A 17,477-nucleotide genomic window follows, 5' to 3' on the forward strand; every position below is an offset into this window, starting at 1 on the left:
ATTCACCTGTTCACTACAAACCACGCATAAATACATGATCTGAACAGGGCAAGACTATGTGCTGAACGAGCCAGCATCTTCTCTTTGTAAGAATCAGTCCGTGACAGAATGCGCATCATAGTGGAAGCCATCGAATTGCGCAATTTTTATACAATCATCATGACTGATTAAAGCGAAAAATCGGTAACAGGTAGCGCTGAGACTGTAAAACAATAGCCTCCTGCGTATCAGCATCCAGTTGACGCCAAAGACGCTGATACCAGATATCATCACCTTCGCCACGTACCATCATGTTGCCTTCATAGGCTTGCAGAAACTTACTGCGCGCTTTTTGCAACGTTGCATCGTCATCTAACATGGCATCATTTGCGGCGTCATAACAGGTTTTTATCCATGCACCACCGCTTTCGGGCAATACCAGCAACGGTGACGACATGCCTTCCCGATACCCCTCAATGAGTTGCGACAGGTACAGCAACGCCTGTTCTGCATCCAGCGGCGGAAAACGCCATTCTCCGTCTTTACGCAGGAACAATCGGCTCTCTCCCCTACCGCCACTGGCACAATAGACAAGATGTTCCAGCCAAAGTTGCACACCCTGCGCAATGCTTATCAAAGATGGGCGCCAGCGCAACAAACCATCCTCTTGCACCTGCGGCAGCCAACCGGTGATTTGCACGCCGTGACAGTTAAGATCGATTTCCATGCTCTGACAGGGCTGACGACAGGCGATAATGCGTTCAGCCAGCGACTGCATTTCCTGACGCTGCGTATCCCACAGAATTTCGCCAAACGGCCCATAGGGTAGCGCGCCCGCCGCACGAAAACGGCGGAACAGTCGTTCAGCATCGTTCTCTTCAACCAGCGTATTAAGCAATTGCTGATTAAGCTGGTAGCGGGTCACCCCTTCAAGAGTGAAAGGTTCCGTATCCGGGATCTCACTCTCTTCAGAGCGGAAGTTGACCCTTAAACGCATCTGGAAAAAGGCGCGTACCGGATGTGCCCAAAATCGCTGCAGCGTTTCCAGCGTTAGCGTTTCTGGCATTTCAAAGGGAAGAGGCTGCACAAAATCCGTGTGCGCTTTTCCTGACAGACTCGCCGCAGGCAGCCATTCCCGGGCATAGCTTTGCTGTTCGCCCGGCAAATAGTTTTGTGCATCAAAGGGCATACGGGTATGCAAACGGGTTATGTGCGCTTTTACCCTTGCCTCGCTTTGATCGCAGGTCAACGATTCATCGCCCGGCAGGTAGTGGCTTTGCCCGATGTAGTCCATCAGTTCTTGTACCAGCACCGACGGGAAGCGCTCGCTGTTATCCTGAATAGAGCGGCCAATGTAGCTGATGTAGAGCGTCTGCTGTGCCGAAACTAATGCTTCGAGGAACAAATAGCGGTCATCATCGCGACGACTGCGATCGCCCCGCATCGGTTTTTGGCTCATTAAATCAAAGCCCAGCGGCGCAAGTTGACGCGGATAAACCCCATCGTTCATACCCAGCAGGCACACCACTTTGAACGGAATGGAGCGCATCGGCATCAGCGTACAAATGTTAACGGGCCCCGCCAGGAAGCGCTGGCTGATGCGTTCCTGGTCAAGGCGCTGGGCTAGCTCATCACGCAACAGAGAGAGCGGTATAGCATCGCCGTACTCAGCCCCTAAACCTTCGGTAATAATGGCCTGCCACTGCTGTTCAATCAGCGTCATTGCCGCTTCGGTGTCCGCGTCCGGTAGGAAGAAATCATTAAGCATTTCCCGACAAACGGGTAGCCACTCTTCCAGCGGACGTTCCTGCGCTAACCCTCTACGCCAGAGATTAAGCTGCATCAGCAACGAGGCCAGATGCCCTACCAGCTCGGCAATCAGGCCGCTGGACTCATCGTAAGGCAATACCGATTGCCACTCGCCCTGCGAGCTTTCCATCGCGTAGCCGAGCAGCATACGCGTTAAACCAAATTGCCATGTATGCTGACCTGTAGGTGGAAGTTCCAGTTCACGCACGTTATCGTCGTCAATTCCCCAACGAATCCCGGATTCATTGACCCATAAGCGAAGATAGCGCAACCCTTCTTCATCAATGTTGAAACGCGCCGCCAGCACGGGAACATCCAGTAACGCCAGGACATCCTCTGAGACAAAACGGCTATCCGGCAGCGACAGCAGGCTGATAAAGGCCTGTAAGACGGGATGAGACTGGCGTGCCCGACGGTCAGATATTGCATAAGGTAAGTAACGCTCGGCTGGCGCGCTACCAAAGACCGACTGAATGAATGGGCTGTAGCTGTCGATGTCCGCCACCATCACAATAATATCGCGCGGCGTCAGCGTTGGGTCCGCTTCCAGCATGGCCAACAGCCGGTCATGAAGAATTTCCACCTCGCGCTGTGGGCTATGGCAGACATGGAAAGTCACACTGGTGTCGTTCAGCTCAAGCCGGCGTTTATTGTCGCTACGGGAATATTCTTCCAGCGTAACGCCCGCCACGGCATTACTTTCGAGTTCCAGAATATCTGATTGAATATTATGCAAAAGGTTGTCAGGCGTAATATCGACAAACGCATCCAGTTCCTGACTGTTTTCCAGCTCCGAAAGCAAATAAATGTAATCACGCCCCAGCTTGCCCCACGAGGCCAGCATCGGGTTGCCCACATCCTGTTCGCCATCGCTGTTAAATAATCCTTCGGCTTTCTGGTTATCACGAAACAGCGGCAGATGCCGTTCTTCAAAGCTGTGCCGACGCTGACGAGCCATCAGCTTCGCCAGCCAGGCAGGATCTTTAATGTCGCCCCAATAGTAGCGACAAGGGTTGGTAAACAGCAGATGAATATCAATATGCTTACCCAACGCCTGCAAGGCCTGCAGGTAAACCGGCGGTAGCGCCGAAATTCCGCAAATAAAGACGCGAGAAGGCAGCCCCTGCGGACATTCAGACGCATTTTCCAGGGTCTGAATAAATCGTTGGTATAAATTGGCACGATGCCAGCGCGGCTGGCCCAATTCCGCGGTGTATTCCACCAGCGCTTTCCACAACGGTGCCTGCCAGGCCTGAGACTCGCCGAGTCCCTCAACCAGTCGCCCCGATTCCCACTGGGTCAACCAATCAGGGCGGTAGACTAAATACTGGTCGAAAAGGTCAGCCGCGCGCGAGGAAAGCTGAAAAAGCTTACGTTTATCAGTATCGTCCGTCAGATAGTGGCGTAGCAATGCGAAGTCATCGCTATCCAGCAATTGTGGCAACAGCGTCATCAACTTCCAGCTCATACTCTGTTTGCTGAACGCACTCTCTTTCGGGATATCCGGCAGCACGCGCACAAACATATCCCAGATAAAACTCGCGGGCAGCGGAAAATCGATATTGGCGGCAATACTAAACTTCTGTGCAAGAGTCATTTGTAGCCACTGCGCCATACCGGTACTTTGAACCAGGATCATCTCAGGCTCAAAGGGGTCGTCCAGCCGCTCGCGCTCAACGATAAATTCCATTAACGCTTCCAGCACATCCAGACGGTTGGAGTGGTAGACCCTTAACATAGCGACTCCTGACTACTGACGATTCGGGCAATGCAGACGCGTCATCTGACCCTGCCTGCCGAGGGGTGAAGAAATTATAACGTTGATGCTGACACATCCCGCTCTCGTTGTCTGCATTCGGTTAACCTGCCAGTTCACAGGCGATGAAAACGGGTATAGCTGGGTTTGCTGCCAGGCGTGGCGCCAGAGTTGCTGATACTGGTTTCTGATGATAAAGCTGTTCATTAGCACCCGCTGGTATCCTGACAACGCGGTTACAATCATGATCATCAGTACCATTGCCAGCATCACTTCCGGCAGACTAAAGCCACGCTGTCTGTTCAGGGGATCTGGCATAACGTCTGCTCCTTTAGCGGACAAAAATCGCTCCAGCCACGCGCCGAGAATTCTATGTTGCCATCAATAACCACCCCCTGACGCCATAACGATATCCCTTCATAGTGGGCAATAAGCAGAACAAAATTATTGGTAAGCAGGCGCAGGCAAACCGCGGCATCCTGCGTGGGATCGCGCCGACACTGTACGGCGGGTTGTAAGCGCCAGGGCTGCGTACGCCCCCATTCCATCGCGGATTGCACTACCGCCTGACGCTGCAGCGCCTGACTTTGTGTGGCCACACGCGCAGCAAAACTGGCCTCCTGTCTGCTAACGCCTTGCAGCAGCAGACTACCGAGCACCAGCAGCAACAGGACCATTGCCAGAGAAGATACGCCTCGCTCACGGTTCACAGGTTGAATCCCGTAACGCTGTAGACCGCTTCAACAACTTTTTGTGGTTCGTCATTGCTCACTCCACGCAAACGCAGCGTAAGAAGCGGGGAATATCCGCTGAAATTCAGCCTTTCAACCTGGAATGCCTCAATCTGCATCGTGGCCGGATCGGTCATTTTGTCCCATCCTTTGCCAGTGCAGCCGGTGGCTCCACGCACGGTTTCCAACACCTTGTCCTGTAAACGAAACCCTATAGAATCAGCCTCTTTCACGGGACTGTTTTCCCAAACGCCATTGCTGTTGGCATCCCAGCGGGCAATAACACAGTCTCCCTTAGCCGATATCACCAGTCCCTCTCCGACACAGTGTCCCCGGCAATACCCCGCCCGCTGAAGATGCTTCGCCACGGTGTAGACCCGCTGCCATATTTCATCTTCCAGTACTAACTGGCGTGTGTTACGCAGAATCTCTCGCTGTAGCGCCGGTAAAAATCGTGCTGAGCTAAGCAGTAAAATACTGCTAATCGCCATGGCAATGAGCACCTCCAGCAGTGAAAATCCCCGTTCATTTACTGACATAATCTGGCCTCATCGCGCTCGCAAAGCCTGATTCGTCCCCAGCCAGACACCACCACGCGCCATTCCCCTGCCGTATTTTTCAGGCGTATATGTCCGGCCCATGCCGTATTGCGCAGTCCAAAAAAGGCCAGTGAAGGTGTTATCTCTGCCATTTCGACGTCGTCCCAGGGCGATGTAAAAACCAAAGACGAAGCGGGTCGACACGTGGTTTGCGAAGCCGCAGAGCTGACAAAACACCATGATGTGCCATCCCGAATCACGCTTATCACATGATCGCGGTTACGCCAGTTAGCATCTTCACGCAGTTGCAGCAGGTAGTCCCGCACCTGGCAGGCGGTCTGCCACAGCCGCTGTTGCTGCTGCCAGCGCTGCCAACCATACAGTCCAGATGCACCAAGCGCCGCGACAATCAGCATCGCAATCAGGGTTTCGAGAAGCGTGTAACCTTGTTGTTTTTTCATGTCGCCAGTATGGCGTGAGGAAAATGAATAACGAGCGGGAAATTCGGTTTCTACGGCGAGCTATGGGGAATATTTAGCACGTTACAGGCCGTTGCAATATTTCAGGAATCCACGCCGAAGAACGCGATTTGAGACAAAAAAACCGACGCACATGGGCGTCGGTTGTGACAGCATGAAACAGGTTAGATAGCTACCGGTGCTTTAATACCCGGGTGCGGATCGTAGCCTTCAATTTCGAAGTCTTCGAAGCGATAGTCAAAGATTGATTCAGGCTTACGTTTGATAACCAGTTTCGGCAGCGCGCGCGGTTCACGGCTAAGCTGCAGATGCGTTTGATCCATATGGTTGCTGTACAGGTGCGTGTCGCCGCCGGTCCAGACAAAATCACCCACTTCCAGATCGCACTGCTGCGCCATCATGTGTACCAGCAAAGCGTAGCTGGCAATGTTAAACGGCAGGCCGAGGAACACATCGCACGAACGCTGATACAGCTGGCAGGAGAGCTTGCCATCCGCCACGTAGAACTGGAAGAACGCATGGCACGGTGCCAGCGCCATTTTATCCAGCTCACCGACGTTCCATGCGGAAACGATAATGCGGCGAGAGTCCGGATCATTTTTCAGCTGGTTTAGCACGGTGGTGATCTGGTCGATATGGCGACCATCTGGCGTAGGCCACGCGCGCCATTGTTTGCCGTAAACCGGGCCTAAATTACCGTTTTCATCCGCCCATTCGTCCCAGATTGAGACGTTGTTTTCATGCAGGTAGGCAACGTTAGTATCGCCCTGCAAGAACCACAGCAGCTCATGAATGATCGAGCGTAAATGGCAGCGTTTAGTCGTAACCAGCGGGAACCCTTCCTGCAGATTAAAACGCATCTGATGACCAAAAATGGAAAGCGTTCCGGTTCCGGTACGGTCGTTTTTCTGTGTGCCTTCATCCAGCACTTTTTGCATCAGTTCTAAATACTGTTTCATGGTTCCTCAGGAAACGTGTTGCTGTGGGCTGCGGCGGTACGCCCAAACCATCATAATAATGCCTGCGACAATCATCGGGATAGAGAGGATCTGCCCCATGCTGATGTACTGTACCCAGGTGCCGGTAAACTGCGCATCCGGCTGGCGGAAGAATTCAACAATAATACGAAACGCGCCATAACCAATCAGGAACAGACCGGATACCGAACCCATCGGGCGCGGTTTGCGAATGTACAAGTTCAGAATGATAAACAGCACAACGCCTTCCAACGCCATCTCATAAAGCTGTGAGGCGTGGCGTGGCAGCGAGCCGTAGGTATCAAAAATAGACTGCCATTGCGGGTTAGTTTGCAGCAGTAAAATATCTTCGGTACGGGAGCCGGGGAACAGCATGGCGTACTTGAAGTTCGGGTCAACGCGTCCCCACAGCTCACCGTTGATAAAGTTGCCCAGACGCCCTGCACCCAGGCCAAATGGAATCAGCGGGGCAATGAAATCAGAAACCTGGAAGAACGAACGCTTAGTGCGTTTGGCGAAGATAATCATCACCAGGATCACACCGATAAGTCCACCGTGGAAGGACATACCGCCGTCCCAGACGCGGAACAGATACAGGGGATTATCGAGGAATAACGGGAAGTTATAGAACAGTACGTAACCAATACGCCCACCGAGGAAAACCCCGAGGAAGCCCGCATACAGTAAGTTTTCTACTTCATTTTTGGTCCAGCCACTGCCCGGACGATTCGCGCGGCGCGTCGCCAGCCACATCGCGAAAATAAACCCCACCAAATACATTAAGCCGTACCAGTGAAGCGCGACGGGTCCGATTGAGAAAATGACCGGATCGAAATCCGGAAAATGCAGATAGCTACTGGTCATCTGTCACCACAAGTTCTTGTTATTTCGCTGAAGTCAGACAGCAATTGATAAGCGCGCCTGCATAATGCAGGCGCTCCAAAGGTGCGAATGATAGCACAAGGGGTTAGAAGCGGATGCCGGGAAGATGTAAAAGATCTGTATAGGTAATCTCTATCCCCCGTAATACCTGATAGCGCTACGCTTGTCAGACCTACAATCCCCCGCGAATCAAGCCCCCCATGCCACGACGCTCCATGAAGGCCGCTACCTGATGGCGTACTTCTGTTGCCATCTGTGCCTCCAGGCTGCGCTGCGCCAGCGTTTGCGCCTCATCAAAATCGATATGGCGCAGCAGATATTTTACGCGAGCGACAGAACGACCGTTCATCGACAAATGACGGAAACCGAGACCGATCAGAATAGCCACGCACATCGGGTCGCCCGCCATTTCACCACACAGGCGCAAATCGATACCGCTTCTTTCGGCTTCCTGCGCAATCATCGCCAGCGCACGCAACATCCCCGGATGCAGGCTGTCATAAATGCTGGCTACCCGTGTGTTGTTACGATCGACGGCCAGTATGTACTGGGTAAGGTCGTTGGTTCCAACCGAGATAAAGTCTATACGGTTTGTCAGATGCGGCAGCATGAACACCATCGACGGAACTTCCAGCATAATGCCAATGCGCGGTTTCGGGATCTCGTAACCGATCATCTCCTCCACTTCGCGTCCGGCGCGTTCAATCAAACGTCGCGCTTCGTCCACTTCATCGATGCTGGTTACCATCGGCAGCAAAATGCTCAGGTTTCCGGTTGCCGCATTCGCACGCAGCATAGCGCGAACCTGGATCAAAAAGATCTCCGGCTGATCGAGCGTTATGCGGATCCCTCGCCAGCCAAGGCAGGGGTTCTCTTCACTGATCGGCATATAGGGCAGCTGTTTATCGGCGCCGACATCCAGCGTACGCAGGGTCACCGGCTTGTCGTTAAACATTTGCAGCATCCCCTGATACTGCGCAACCTGTTCTTCTTCCGAAGGAAAACCGCTTTGCAGCATGAACGGAATTTCGGTGCGATACAGGCCAATGCCGTCGATTCGGCTACCCAGCTTTTCTTCATGTTCCGGGCTGAGGCCCGCATTGAGCATCACCTTCACGCGCTCGCCGCTTTTCAGCTGTGCTGGCTGGTTGACGTCGTCTTCCGCCAGGCGGCTCAGCTCAATTTCTTCACTGATAAGACGCTGGTATTCCTGGATCAATACCGGTTCCGGATCGACCAGCAGTTCACCGCGATAACCGTCCACCACCAGCGTACGGCGATGCAGCACCGACGGCTGGATATCGGCCCCCATGACGGTAGGGATACCCAGCGCACGCACCATAATTGCCGCATGAGAGTTGGCTGCGCCGTCCCGGACAACCACGCCAACTAACCGGTCCTGAGGAAGCTCCGCCAGCGTGGTCGCCGAAAGTTCGTCCGCCACCAACACAAAGCGTTCCGGCCAGGCATTTGGCCCCTGGATAGAGTCATCAAGGTGGAACAGCAGACGCTGGCCCAGCGCGCGTAAATCTCCGGCCCGCTCTTTGAGGTAGTTATCGCTCAGCGCGGCGAACTGTTCGGCAAACTTTTCGATGATCGTTTTAACCGCCCACTCGGCCACCGAACCGTTATCCACTTCCGCAAACAGCTCGCGGCGCAGACGGGTATCGGAAAGTAAGTGCGAGTAAAGATCAAAGATCGCCGCCGTTTCTTTCTGCGCCCCAGCGGTAAAACGCTTGCTGTAGCGGCGGAATTCGTTCGCCGCCTCTTCCAGCGCACCGGTCAGTCGCTCGCGTTCAAGCACAGGATCCAGCGTTGAAGCCTGGTAGACCTGTTCCATCAACGGCAGCGTCGCATCCTGCCAACCTTCGGCTATTGCCACACCGGGAGCGGCTGGCAGCGCACGGATGCGCGTTTGACGGTACTGGCCGAACAGCGCGTTTAGCTGCGACTGCGAAAGTATGGCCGCCATTTGCGTGGCGAGCGTGACGAGGAAAGACTCTTCACTTTCATCGTACTGACGCAGTTCACGCTGCTGCACCACCAGCACACCTAAAAGCTGGCGACGCTGAATGATCGGTACGCCTAAGAATGCACGAAAACGCTCTTCTTTTACCGAAGGAATGTATTTAAAGCTGGGATGTTTTTGCGCATCGGCGAGGTTGATAGGTTCCGCCAGCCTGCCAACCAGGCCAACGATACCTTCATCAAACGCGAGTGCGACAGTGCGACCACGTGGTTTTTTTAGTCCCCGGGTCGCCATGAGGTAATAACAACGTCGATCGTGATCGGCCAGATAGACCGAGCAGACCTCTGTATCCATCGCAAGACAGATGTCGGTAACCAGTATATTCAGCGCTTCGTTCAGACGCGGAGCACTGGCCACCTTTTCGACTATTTCGCGCAGGCGGGTGAGCATAATTTGCGTAGCTTAACCTCTTTTACGTCTGTACGCAGGTGCGCTTTGTGGCTTAGGAGTGCTCTCCTGAAGCGCCATGACAACACTTGCGAATTCTTTCATCACCCTGCGATAGACATCGCGTTTAAATGACACCACCTGTCGAACCGGATACCAGTAACTCACCCAGCGCCAGCCGTCGAACTCAGGTGTACTGCTGGTTTGCATATTGATTTCAGCATCGCTGCTGACCAATTGCAGAAGAAACCATTTTTGTTTCTGGCCGATACAAACCGGCTTTGTGTCCCAACGCACCAAACGTTTCGGTAACTTGTAACGCAACCAGTTACGAGTAGAAGCAAGGATCCGTACATCTTTACGACTGAGACCCACTTCTTCAAAGAGTTCCCGGTACATCGCCTGCTCTGCTGTCTCTCCTGCATTGATCCCACCTTGTGGGAATTGCCAGGAGTGCTGACCAAATCGCCGGGCCCACATGACCTGCCCCTGGCGGTTACAAATTACTATCCCTACATTCGGGCGGTAGCCATCGTCATCAATCACCGGACTACCTCAACATAAACCTTATATACAAACGATTGTTTCACACTCCTGAGGGGCGGTAAACCACTCTGTTAAGGGTGCGATATTCTAATAACAATTGAATAACTCACAGTTAAAGGCCGAGTTATAAACAGAAGAAGGGCAAGCAAGGCGATTTTATTCACCTTTTCTGTGGATATAGTTGTGAAGAAGTACGGAATTACTATGGGAAAACCCAGAACAGTCCGAATAAGACATTCGTCACATATCAAAAATACTCTTATACATTCATAAAGTTAAAACCGATCCACGCAGATAAACACACAGAAATGTGATGTGCATCACGCATACGATCTTCACGCTGATGAAAGATCGACCAGCGTTGTTTTTATCCACAGATTATGCCAATAAGTTAGGCACAATTTGTGTGAAAATTAGATTTTCGTCGCACGTCAAGGCTGTAAATTGAAACAGTAGTGGGGGTTTTTCACAGTTATCCCATCTTTCTGTGGATAACATGGTGTAAGATCCTGTTCATTGTCAGTGACCAGAATTGGAAAACCCGCTTCGCTGTTGCGCAACTCTGCGAACGTGAATCTAAAAACCAATATAAATCATAGAATTGAATAAAGCATGTGGAAAAAGATAAACTCTGTCCACACGGTATAAAATCATTGCTCATTTTTTCACCTAAGGGTTAACCCGATGCCAGAACTCCGTCCGTTGCTTTCTCCCCCTGAATCTGAAGCCCAGTTGCTGAGCCAGGCACGGCAGCTTTCGGGCTACGCGTTAGGAGAATTAGCGGCAATGGCGGGGATCGTTACGCCGAAGGATCTTAAGCGCGATAAAGGCTGGATTGGCGTCCTGCTGGAAATCTGGCTCGGTGCCAGCGCGGGCAGTAAACCAGAGCAGGATTTTGCGGCGCTGGGCGTGGAGCTGAAAACGATCCCTGTGGACAGTCTTGGCAGACCGCTGGAAACCACCTTTGTGTGTGTGGCACCGTTAACCGGCAATACCGGCGTCACCTGGGAAACCAGCCATGTACGACACAAACTCAAACGTGTTCTGTGGATCCCGGTAGAAGGCGAACGCAGCATCCCTCTGGCTGAGCGCCGCGTCGGCTCTCCCCTGCTGTGGAGCCCGAATGAAGAAGAAGAGCAGCAATTACGGCTGGACTGGGAAGAACTAATGGACATGATTGTACTAGGCCACGTCGAACGCATCACCGCTCGCCATGGGGAAGTACTGCAACTGCGTCCTAAAGCCGCCAACGCCCGCGCGCTTACCGAGGCCATTGGCGCCAACGGCGAACCCATCCTGACCCTGCCACGCGGCTTTTACCTGAAAAAGAACTTCACCCGCGCATTGCTTGAGCGACATTTCTTGTTCCAGGCGCAATAGGCACCGTCCGGCCTTTCACCCGCCGCGTTACGGGCCTATAATTACCGCTTCTTTTTTTTGGCAGGACTTTGTTCGATGTTATTTGCATGGATAACCGATCCTAACGCCTGGCTTGCGCTCGGTACGCTGACGCTGCTGGAGATCGTTCTTGGGATCGACAATATTATTTTCCTTTCTCTGGTTGTAGCCAAACTCCCGACAGCGCAACGCAATCATGCCCGACGTATTGGGCTGGCGGCGGCGATGATCATGCGTCTGGCACTGCTGGCTTCTATCGCCTGGGTAACGCGGCTGACAAACCCGTTATTCGAGCTGTTTGGCGAGGCGATATCAGCACGTGACCTGATCCTTCTGCTGGGGGGATTGTTCCTGATCTGGAAAGCCAGCAAGGAGATCCACGAATCCATTGAAGGTGAGGAAGAGGGGTTAAAAACCCGCGTATCTTCTTTCCTGGGCGCGATTGTGCAGATCATGTTGTTAGACATTATCTTCAGTCTGGATTCCGTGATTACTGCGGTTGGCTTGTCCGATCATCTGTTTATTATGATGGCGGCGGTGGTGATTGCCGTAGGCGTGATGATGTTTGCCGCGCGCCCAATTGGCGAGTTTGTCGATCGCCACCCTTCGGTGAAAATGCTGGCGCTATCGTTTCTGATTCTGGTCGGTTTTACGCTGATTCTGGAAAGTTTCGACGTCCACGTTCCGAAAGGATATATCTATTTCGCCATGTTCTTCTCTATCGCGGTAGAGACCCTGAACCTGTGGCGTAATAAAAAAAATCCGCTCTGATGAAATCCATCGCTCCCCGCAAGGGGAGCGAATGCCAGCCACACCTACCCCTTCTCACAGTTTAAGATTTTACTGCTTTCACCCTGCACAACTTCGCGTTATTACTAAACTATTGTCAGACGCAGGCCATGTGAGGATAAGCAGATGAAAAAATGGGCAGTTTTGATTTCCGCCGTAGGACTGGCTTTTGCCGTTTCCGGATGCAGCAGCGATTATGTAATGGCGACAAAAGATGGTCGAATGATCCTGACCGATGGAAAACCAGAAATTGACGATGATACCGGTCTGGTGAGCTATCACGACCAGCAGGGCAATGCGATGCAGATTAACCGCGATGATGTGTCTCAAATCATTGAACGCTGATGGTTGAGGTCAGCAGCGCGCTGGCCTTAACAATTTTACTTCCCTTTTTCTCTTCCCTCAGCCATTTTTATAATCCTTATGTCGTGATTATAAAAAGGAAACGGCTATGCAATATCACCGTATACCCCACAGCTCGCTGGAAGTCAGTACACTGGGGCTGGGCACAATGACGTTTGGTGAACAAAACAGCGAAGCCGACGCACATGCACAGCTCGATTATGCAGTAGCACAGGGCATTAATTTGATCGACGTTGCCGAGATGTATCCGGTACCGCCGCGTCCTGAAACCCAGGGTCTCACCGAAACCTACGTAGGTAACTGGCTCGCCAAACACGGCAGCCGCGAAAAGCTGATCGTTGCGTCTAAGGTCAGCGGACCATCACGTAACAACGACAGCGGCATTCGACCGAATCAGGCGCTGGACCGTAAAAATATCCGTGAAGCGCTGCACGACAGCCTGAAAAGACTGAAAACCGATTATCTGGATCTGTATCAGGTTCACTGGCCGCAGCGCCCGACCAACTGTTTTGGTAAGTTAGGCTACAGCTGGACAGACTCCGCGCCGGTCGTTTCCCTTCTCGATACGCTGGACGCTCTGGCCGAGTTTCAGCGCGCCGGGAAAATTCGCTACATCGGCGTTTCTAATGAAACCGCGTTTGGCGTGATGCGCTATCTGCACCTGGCGGACAAACACGATCTGCCACGCATCGCCACCATCCAGAACCCCTACAGCCTGCTGAACCGCAGCTTTGAGGTTGGACTGGCTGAAGTGAGCCAGTATGAAGGCGTTGAGCTGCTGGCTTACTCTTGCCTGGGCTTCGGTACGTTAACCGGGAAATACCTGAACGGCGCGAAACCTGCCGGTGCACGCAATACGTTGTTTAGCCGTTTCACGCGCTACAGCGGCGAGCAGACGCAGAAAGCCGTTGCGGCCTATGTGGATATCGCGAAACGCCATAATCTGGATCCTGCGCAAATGGCGCTGGCATTCGTGCGTCGTCAGCCGTTTGTCGCCAGCACTTTGCTGGGCGCCACGACGATGGAGCAGCTAAAAACCAACGTTGAAAGCCTGCATCTGGAGTTGAGCGAAGAAGTACTGGCAGAGATTGAAGCGGTGCATCAGGTGTATACCTATCCTGCACCGTAACAGTTAGCGCCTGATGGCGCTACGCTTATCAGGCCTACAAAGTGAGCATCCTGTAGGCCGGATAAGGCAACGCCGCCATCCGGCAACAGCATACAACAGACTATTGGCGGCGCTGCCAAATCCACAGCGCCGCAATCGCCAGCGCAAACAGCGCACCAAATCCAATACCAATCGCAACTGCCGGGATCCCCACTAGCACCGCCAGTGAGTAAACCCCCAGCATCAACAGCATCGCGCTGTTTTCACCCAGGTTTTGCACCGCTATCGCATTACCCGCGCCGACGCTTTTCTTACCCCGTTCCTGCAGCAACGCATTCAACGGCACCACAAAGAAGCCACCCGACACGCCGATAAGCATCAGCAATGCGTAGGCCGGAAGCAGCGAATGTTGAAGAGAGAAAATCAGCACCACGACGCCAATCAGGATCCCCGCAGGCATACAGCGCGACACGGTTTCCAGCGTTACCAGCTTCGCGGCCGCACCCGCACCGACCACAATCCCGATTGCTACCATGGCATTGAGGTAGGTCGGTGTGGCGTTATCGGTGATGCCGAGCGCCACCGGGACCCACAGCACCAGCAGAAAACGCAGCGTAACGCCCGCGCCCCAAAAAAGGCTGGTTCCCACCAGCGAGAAGCGTGTTTCACCGTTGCGCCACAGCGAGGAGGCGGCACAGAAGAAACTGCGCGTCATTTTCCCCAGATGCCAGGACTGGCCAGGACGAGCCGCGGCCAGTTTCGGGATATACAGGTTAGCCACCACGGCGCCAGCATAGGCCAGGGCACAGGCAGAAAGCGCGGCAATCACGTGCCAGTCGGCCAGAACGCCGCCGGCGACAGAACCGAGCAAAATCGCGGCAATGGTGGAGGCTTCCATCAGGCCGTTAGCCTTCACCAGTTTGTCGCCGGTAGTCAGTTCACCGAGAATGCCGTACTTGGCCGGTGAATACGCCGCCGCGCCGATTCCCACCAGCGTATACCCAAGAAACGGATTAATGCCGAAGCAAATACTCGCCGCACCCAGCAGTTTCAGAGCGTTCGCGAACATCATCACTCTGCCTTTGGCAAAGCTATCCGCCACCTGTCCCACAAAGGGGGCAAACAGAATGTAAGCGCCCACAAACACCATTTGCAGGATTGGCTGACTCCAGTCCGGATAGAATTGTTCTTTCAGCAACGCCAGCGTAGCAAACAGCAACGCGTTATCGCCAAACGCCGACAGGAACTGCGCGGCGATAACGGACATCATCCCTTTGGACCAGATTGAAGTGTTAGTGTGCACTGACTCACTCATGTTGTTTTTCCGGCTCATCGACCCAGCTTTTCAGCGTAACAAAATCCGGCTTACCGCTGCCGAGTAAGGGGAGTTGCTTCAGATGGCGAATATCACGCGGTACGGCGAGTTCAGGTACACCGTGCGCCCGCGCATACTGCTGTAGTTTTTCACGTGTCAGCTCGCTGTCGGTAGTGAACAGCACCAGCGCCTCACCTTTGCTGGCATCACTCTTGATCGCCGTGGCGTGCATTTTGTCTGAGGATACCGCCAGCGCCAGTTGCTCAACCATTTCCAGCGAAACCATCTCTCCGGCAATTTTAGCGAATCGCTTAGCGCGCCCCTGAATCTGTACAAAGCCGTTTTCATCAAAGCGCACGATGTCTCCGGTGTCATACCAGCCGCGCTCAATCTCACCTTGCGCATTTTCTGCTGTCGGCACTTCCAGCACGCCAGGTTTTTCGACGCGCAAATAGCCGCTCATAATATTAGGACCTTTCAGCTGTAAACGCCCACCGTCCTCAATTCCCGGAACAGCCAACAGTCGAGCATCCATACCAGGCAAGATGCGCCCTACCGTTCCCGATTTTGCCGCCATTGGTACGTTAATCGACACAACCGGCGCACATTCCGTCACGCCATAGCCTTCAAGAACGCGCAGGCCAAATTTCTCCTGCCACAGCTGCTTTGTGCTGTCCTGAAGTTTTTCCGCTCCCGCCACCACATAGCGCAGGCGGTGGAAATCGTACGGATGCGCAAAACGCGCGTAGTTGCCGAGGAACGTTGAAGTACCAAACAACACGGTGCAGTTCCGGTCGTATACCAGCTCTGGCACAATGCGGTAATGCAGCGGGCTGGGATAAAGAAACACTTCTGCGCCAGTCAGTAGCGGCGTGAATAATCCCACCGTCAGGCCAAAGGAGTGGAACAGCGGCAGCGCCGACATAAAACGGTCATCGGCGGTGAAATCGGCAATCGTTTTGATCTGCTCAACGTTCGCCAGAATGCTTTTATGACTGTGAACCACACCTTTCGGATGGCCTTCTGAACCAGAAGTAAAGAGGATCACCGCAGCGTCTTCCGGCTGCTGCTTCACCTGCGCCAGATGCGGTGCCAGCAGATGTGAGAAAATCCACAGCTTATCGCTAAAGGTCACATCAGCTTTTAAGTCTTCCAGATAAACCCAACGCACCTGGGTGAGCTGTTCCGGTAAATGCCAGAGTTTGCCTTTATCGAGAAACTGTCGGGATGTGAAGATCGTTTTAATTTCAGACGCAGTAATGGCACTGGTTAATCCTTTCACGCCCGCGGTGTAGTTCATCATGGCCGGAATGCGTCGGCGCGCAATGGCGCCAAAAATGACCGCTGCGCTGATCCCCGCGTTTGGCAGCATCAGGCCGATTTTTTCACCTTCGACGCTGTATTTTTCCAGAATACGGGCCACAAAGAGCGTCTTTGTCAGCAGCTTGCGGTAGCTGTCCGGGGTAAAGTTAACATCTTCAATGCAGTTTTTGCCTGCGCCAAAACGGTATTTCGCCGCCAGCAGCGACTCGTATAGCGTTTCACGCGGACGAACCGCCATGCGTGCTTCCATCATAATTTGATGCAGCATCTCTCCGGCAATTTTGCGGCGATCGCGAGCACGCGGAGCTTCCGGCATCGGCAGTTGTGTGGGCGGTAGGATGTGTAAGCGGATGCGCGGGAAGAATCGCTGTTTAACCAAACCTTTCAGGCGGCTAAAGCGGGAAAGCTCCGCGCCTTCAATGCGCACAGGAACCACCGTCGCCCCCGACTTAGCGGCAACAAACCCCGCGCCGTCATAAATTTTCATTAACGAGCCGGAGGTCGAAATACGTCCTTCCGGGAAAATAACCACCGGACGGCCCTGTTCGACCAGACGAACCAGATGTTTAATCGACATCGGTTTGGTTGGATCTAACGGTACGAAATCAATCAGCGGGGTTAGCCAGCGCATATACCATTGCTGGCTGATCGAGGTGTAAACAGCGAAGACGGGACGAATCGGTAAAAAGAGCGCCAACAGGATGCCGTCTATAAATGAGACATGGTTGGGAGTGATTAGAACGCGTTCTCCCTGTAGCGCGCTGACATCGCCCGTGACGCGAACGCGGAAAAGCACGCGAAACAGATTACGAAAAAAGCCAAATAGCATCTCAACTCCCTGTGCCATTAATTATATAAACATCAATGGTGGGAGAGTATACGAGTTGGGGAATTGGCGCGACAGGTAACTGGTAAATACAATCCGAAAAAAAACCTGCGCATCCGCGCAGGTTGGTGCAAGAGACAGGTACGAAGTGCGTACCGAATAATCTCACCAATCAATACCTCTGGGATCTTGATTGTGGTCGTCAGCAGCCAGATACGCCAGTGCGAAAACGCAAAGGAAT

The 17,477-nt window shown here is 53.2% G+C and carries 15 protein-coding genes; 4 read left to right on the plus strand and 11 right to left on the minus strand.

Annotated features, from left to right (window positions below; genetic code table 11):
* Positions 1 to 157: 157 nt before the first annotated feature.
* From recC to rppH, 9 genes are all read right to left on the minus strand, one after another.
* Positions 158 to 3,526, minus strand: coding sequence for an exodeoxyribonuclease V subunit gamma (gene recC / locus OGX86_RS20085; protein ID WP_286640525.1), 3,369 nt, complete (start codon positions 3,524 to 3,526; stop codon positions 158 to 160).
* 12 nt (positions 3,527 to 3,538) lie between these two features.
* Positions 3,539 to 3,862: a prepilin-type N-terminal cleavage/methylation domain-containing protein gene (locus tag OGX86_RS20090; protein WP_008785708.1), complete on the minus strand. Its 324-nt coding sequence runs from the start codon at positions 3,860 to 3,862 to the stop codon at positions 3,539 to 3,541.
* Complete coding sequence (locus OGX86_RS20095; protein WP_048225386.1) at positions 3,847 to 4,254, minus strand: DUF2509 family protein; 408 nt, start codon at positions 4,252 to 4,254, stop codon at positions 3,847 to 3,849. Before OGX86_RS20095 ends, OGX86_RS20090 begins: the two co-directional genes overlap by 16 nt.
* Positions 4,251 to 4,814: a prepilin peptidase-dependent protein gene (locus OGX86_RS20100; RefSeq protein WP_286640527.1), complete on the minus strand. Its 564-nt coding sequence runs from the start codon at positions 4,812 to 4,814 to the stop codon at positions 4,251 to 4,253. The genes OGX86_RS20095 and OGX86_RS20100 overlap by 4 nt, the downstream gene beginning before the upstream one ends.
* On the minus strand, positions 4,805 to 5,275 hold the full coding sequence (locus OGX86_RS20105) for a prepilin peptidase-dependent protein (protein ID WP_048215628.1): 471 nt from the start codon (positions 5,273 to 5,275) through the stop codon (positions 4,805 to 4,807). Before OGX86_RS20105 ends, OGX86_RS20100 begins: the two co-directional genes overlap by 10 nt.
* A 182-nt stretch (positions 5,276 to 5,457) precedes the next feature.
* Positions 5,458 to 6,252: a thymidylate synthase gene (gene thyA / locus OGX86_RS20110; RefSeq protein ID WP_003033990.1), complete on the minus strand. Its 795-nt coding sequence runs from the start codon at positions 6,250 to 6,252 to the stop codon at positions 5,458 to 5,460.
* A 6-nt stretch (positions 6,253 to 6,258) separates the two neighbouring features.
* The gene (gene lgt, locus OGX86_RS20115) at positions 6,259 to 7,134 is read right to left on the minus strand and encodes a prolipoprotein diacylglyceryl transferase (RefSeq protein WP_003825606.1); all 876 of its coding nucleotides are present in this window, start codon (positions 7,132 to 7,134) and stop codon (positions 6,259 to 6,261) included.
* Positions 7,135 to 7,324: 190 nt separating this feature from the next.
* Positions 7,325 to 9,571 (minus strand): phosphoenolpyruvate--protein phosphotransferase, encoded by a 2,247-nt coding sequence (gene ptsP / locus OGX86_RS20120; RefSeq protein WP_003825604.1) that lies wholly within the window; start codon positions 9,569 to 9,571, stop codon positions 7,325 to 7,327.
* Between the two features lie 12 nt (positions 9,572 to 9,583).
* Positions 9,584 to 10,114 carry an RNA pyrophosphohydrolase gene (rppH, locus tag OGX86_RS20125; RefSeq protein ID WP_003825602.1) on the minus strand — a complete coding sequence of 177 codons (531 nt, stop codon included), beginning with the start codon at positions 10,112 to 10,114 and terminating at the stop codon, positions 9,584 to 9,586.
* A 684-nt stretch (positions 10,115 to 10,798) separates the two neighbouring features.
* On the opposite strand from rppH, the gene mutH reads away from it, so the two are divergent.
* The 4 genes from mutH (at position 10,799) to OGX86_RS20145 (ending at position 13,793) form a co-directional block, all read left to right on the plus strand.
* Complete coding sequence (mutH, locus tag OGX86_RS20130; protein ID WP_048225389.1) at positions 10,799 to 11,494, plus strand: DNA mismatch repair endonuclease MutH; 696 nt, start codon at positions 10,799 to 10,801, stop codon at positions 11,492 to 11,494.
* A gap of 75 nt (positions 11,495 to 11,569) precedes the next feature.
* Positions 11,570 to 12,283 carry a TerC family protein gene (locus OGX86_RS20135; RefSeq protein WP_003033961.1) on the plus strand — a complete coding sequence of 238 codons (714 nt, stop codon included), beginning with the start codon at positions 11,570 to 11,572 and terminating at the stop codon, positions 12,281 to 12,283.
* Between the two features lie 144 nt (positions 12,284 to 12,427).
* Positions 12,428 to 12,646, plus strand: coding sequence for a lipoprotein YgdR (ygdR, locus tag OGX86_RS20140; protein ID WP_000758660.1), 219 nt, complete (start codon positions 12,428 to 12,430; stop codon positions 12,644 to 12,646).
* A gap of 106 nt (positions 12,647 to 12,752) precedes the next feature.
* The gene (locus tag OGX86_RS20145) at positions 12,753 to 13,793 is read left to right on the plus strand and encodes an NADP(H)-dependent aldo-keto reductase (protein ID WP_003825597.1); all 1,041 of its coding nucleotides are present in this window, start codon (positions 12,753 to 12,755) and stop codon (positions 13,791 to 13,793) included.
* Between the two features lie 100 nt (positions 13,794 to 13,893).
* Here the strand turns inward: OGX86_RS20145 and lplT are convergent, their stop codons facing one another.
* Complete coding sequence (lplT, locus tag OGX86_RS20150) at positions 13,894 to 15,087, minus strand: lysophospholipid transporter LplT (RefSeq protein ID WP_048225392.1); 1,194 nt, start codon at positions 15,085 to 15,087, stop codon at positions 13,894 to 13,896.
* Positions 15,080 to 17,239 carry a bifunctional acyl-ACP--phospholipid O-acyltransferase/long-chain-fatty-acid--ACP ligase gene (gene aas / locus OGX86_RS20155; protein ID WP_048225394.1) on the minus strand — a complete coding sequence of 720 codons (2,160 nt, stop codon included), beginning with the start codon at positions 17,237 to 17,239 and terminating at the stop codon, positions 15,080 to 15,082. Before aas ends, lplT begins: the two co-directional genes overlap by 8 nt.
* Positions 17,240 to 17,477 lie beyond the last annotated feature (238 nt).

Source organism: Citrobacter sp. Cpo040, assembly GCF_030332915.1.
GTDB classification, from domain to species: Bacteria; Pseudomonadota; Gammaproteobacteria; order Enterobacterales; family Enterobacteriaceae; genus Citrobacter; species Citrobacter portucalensis.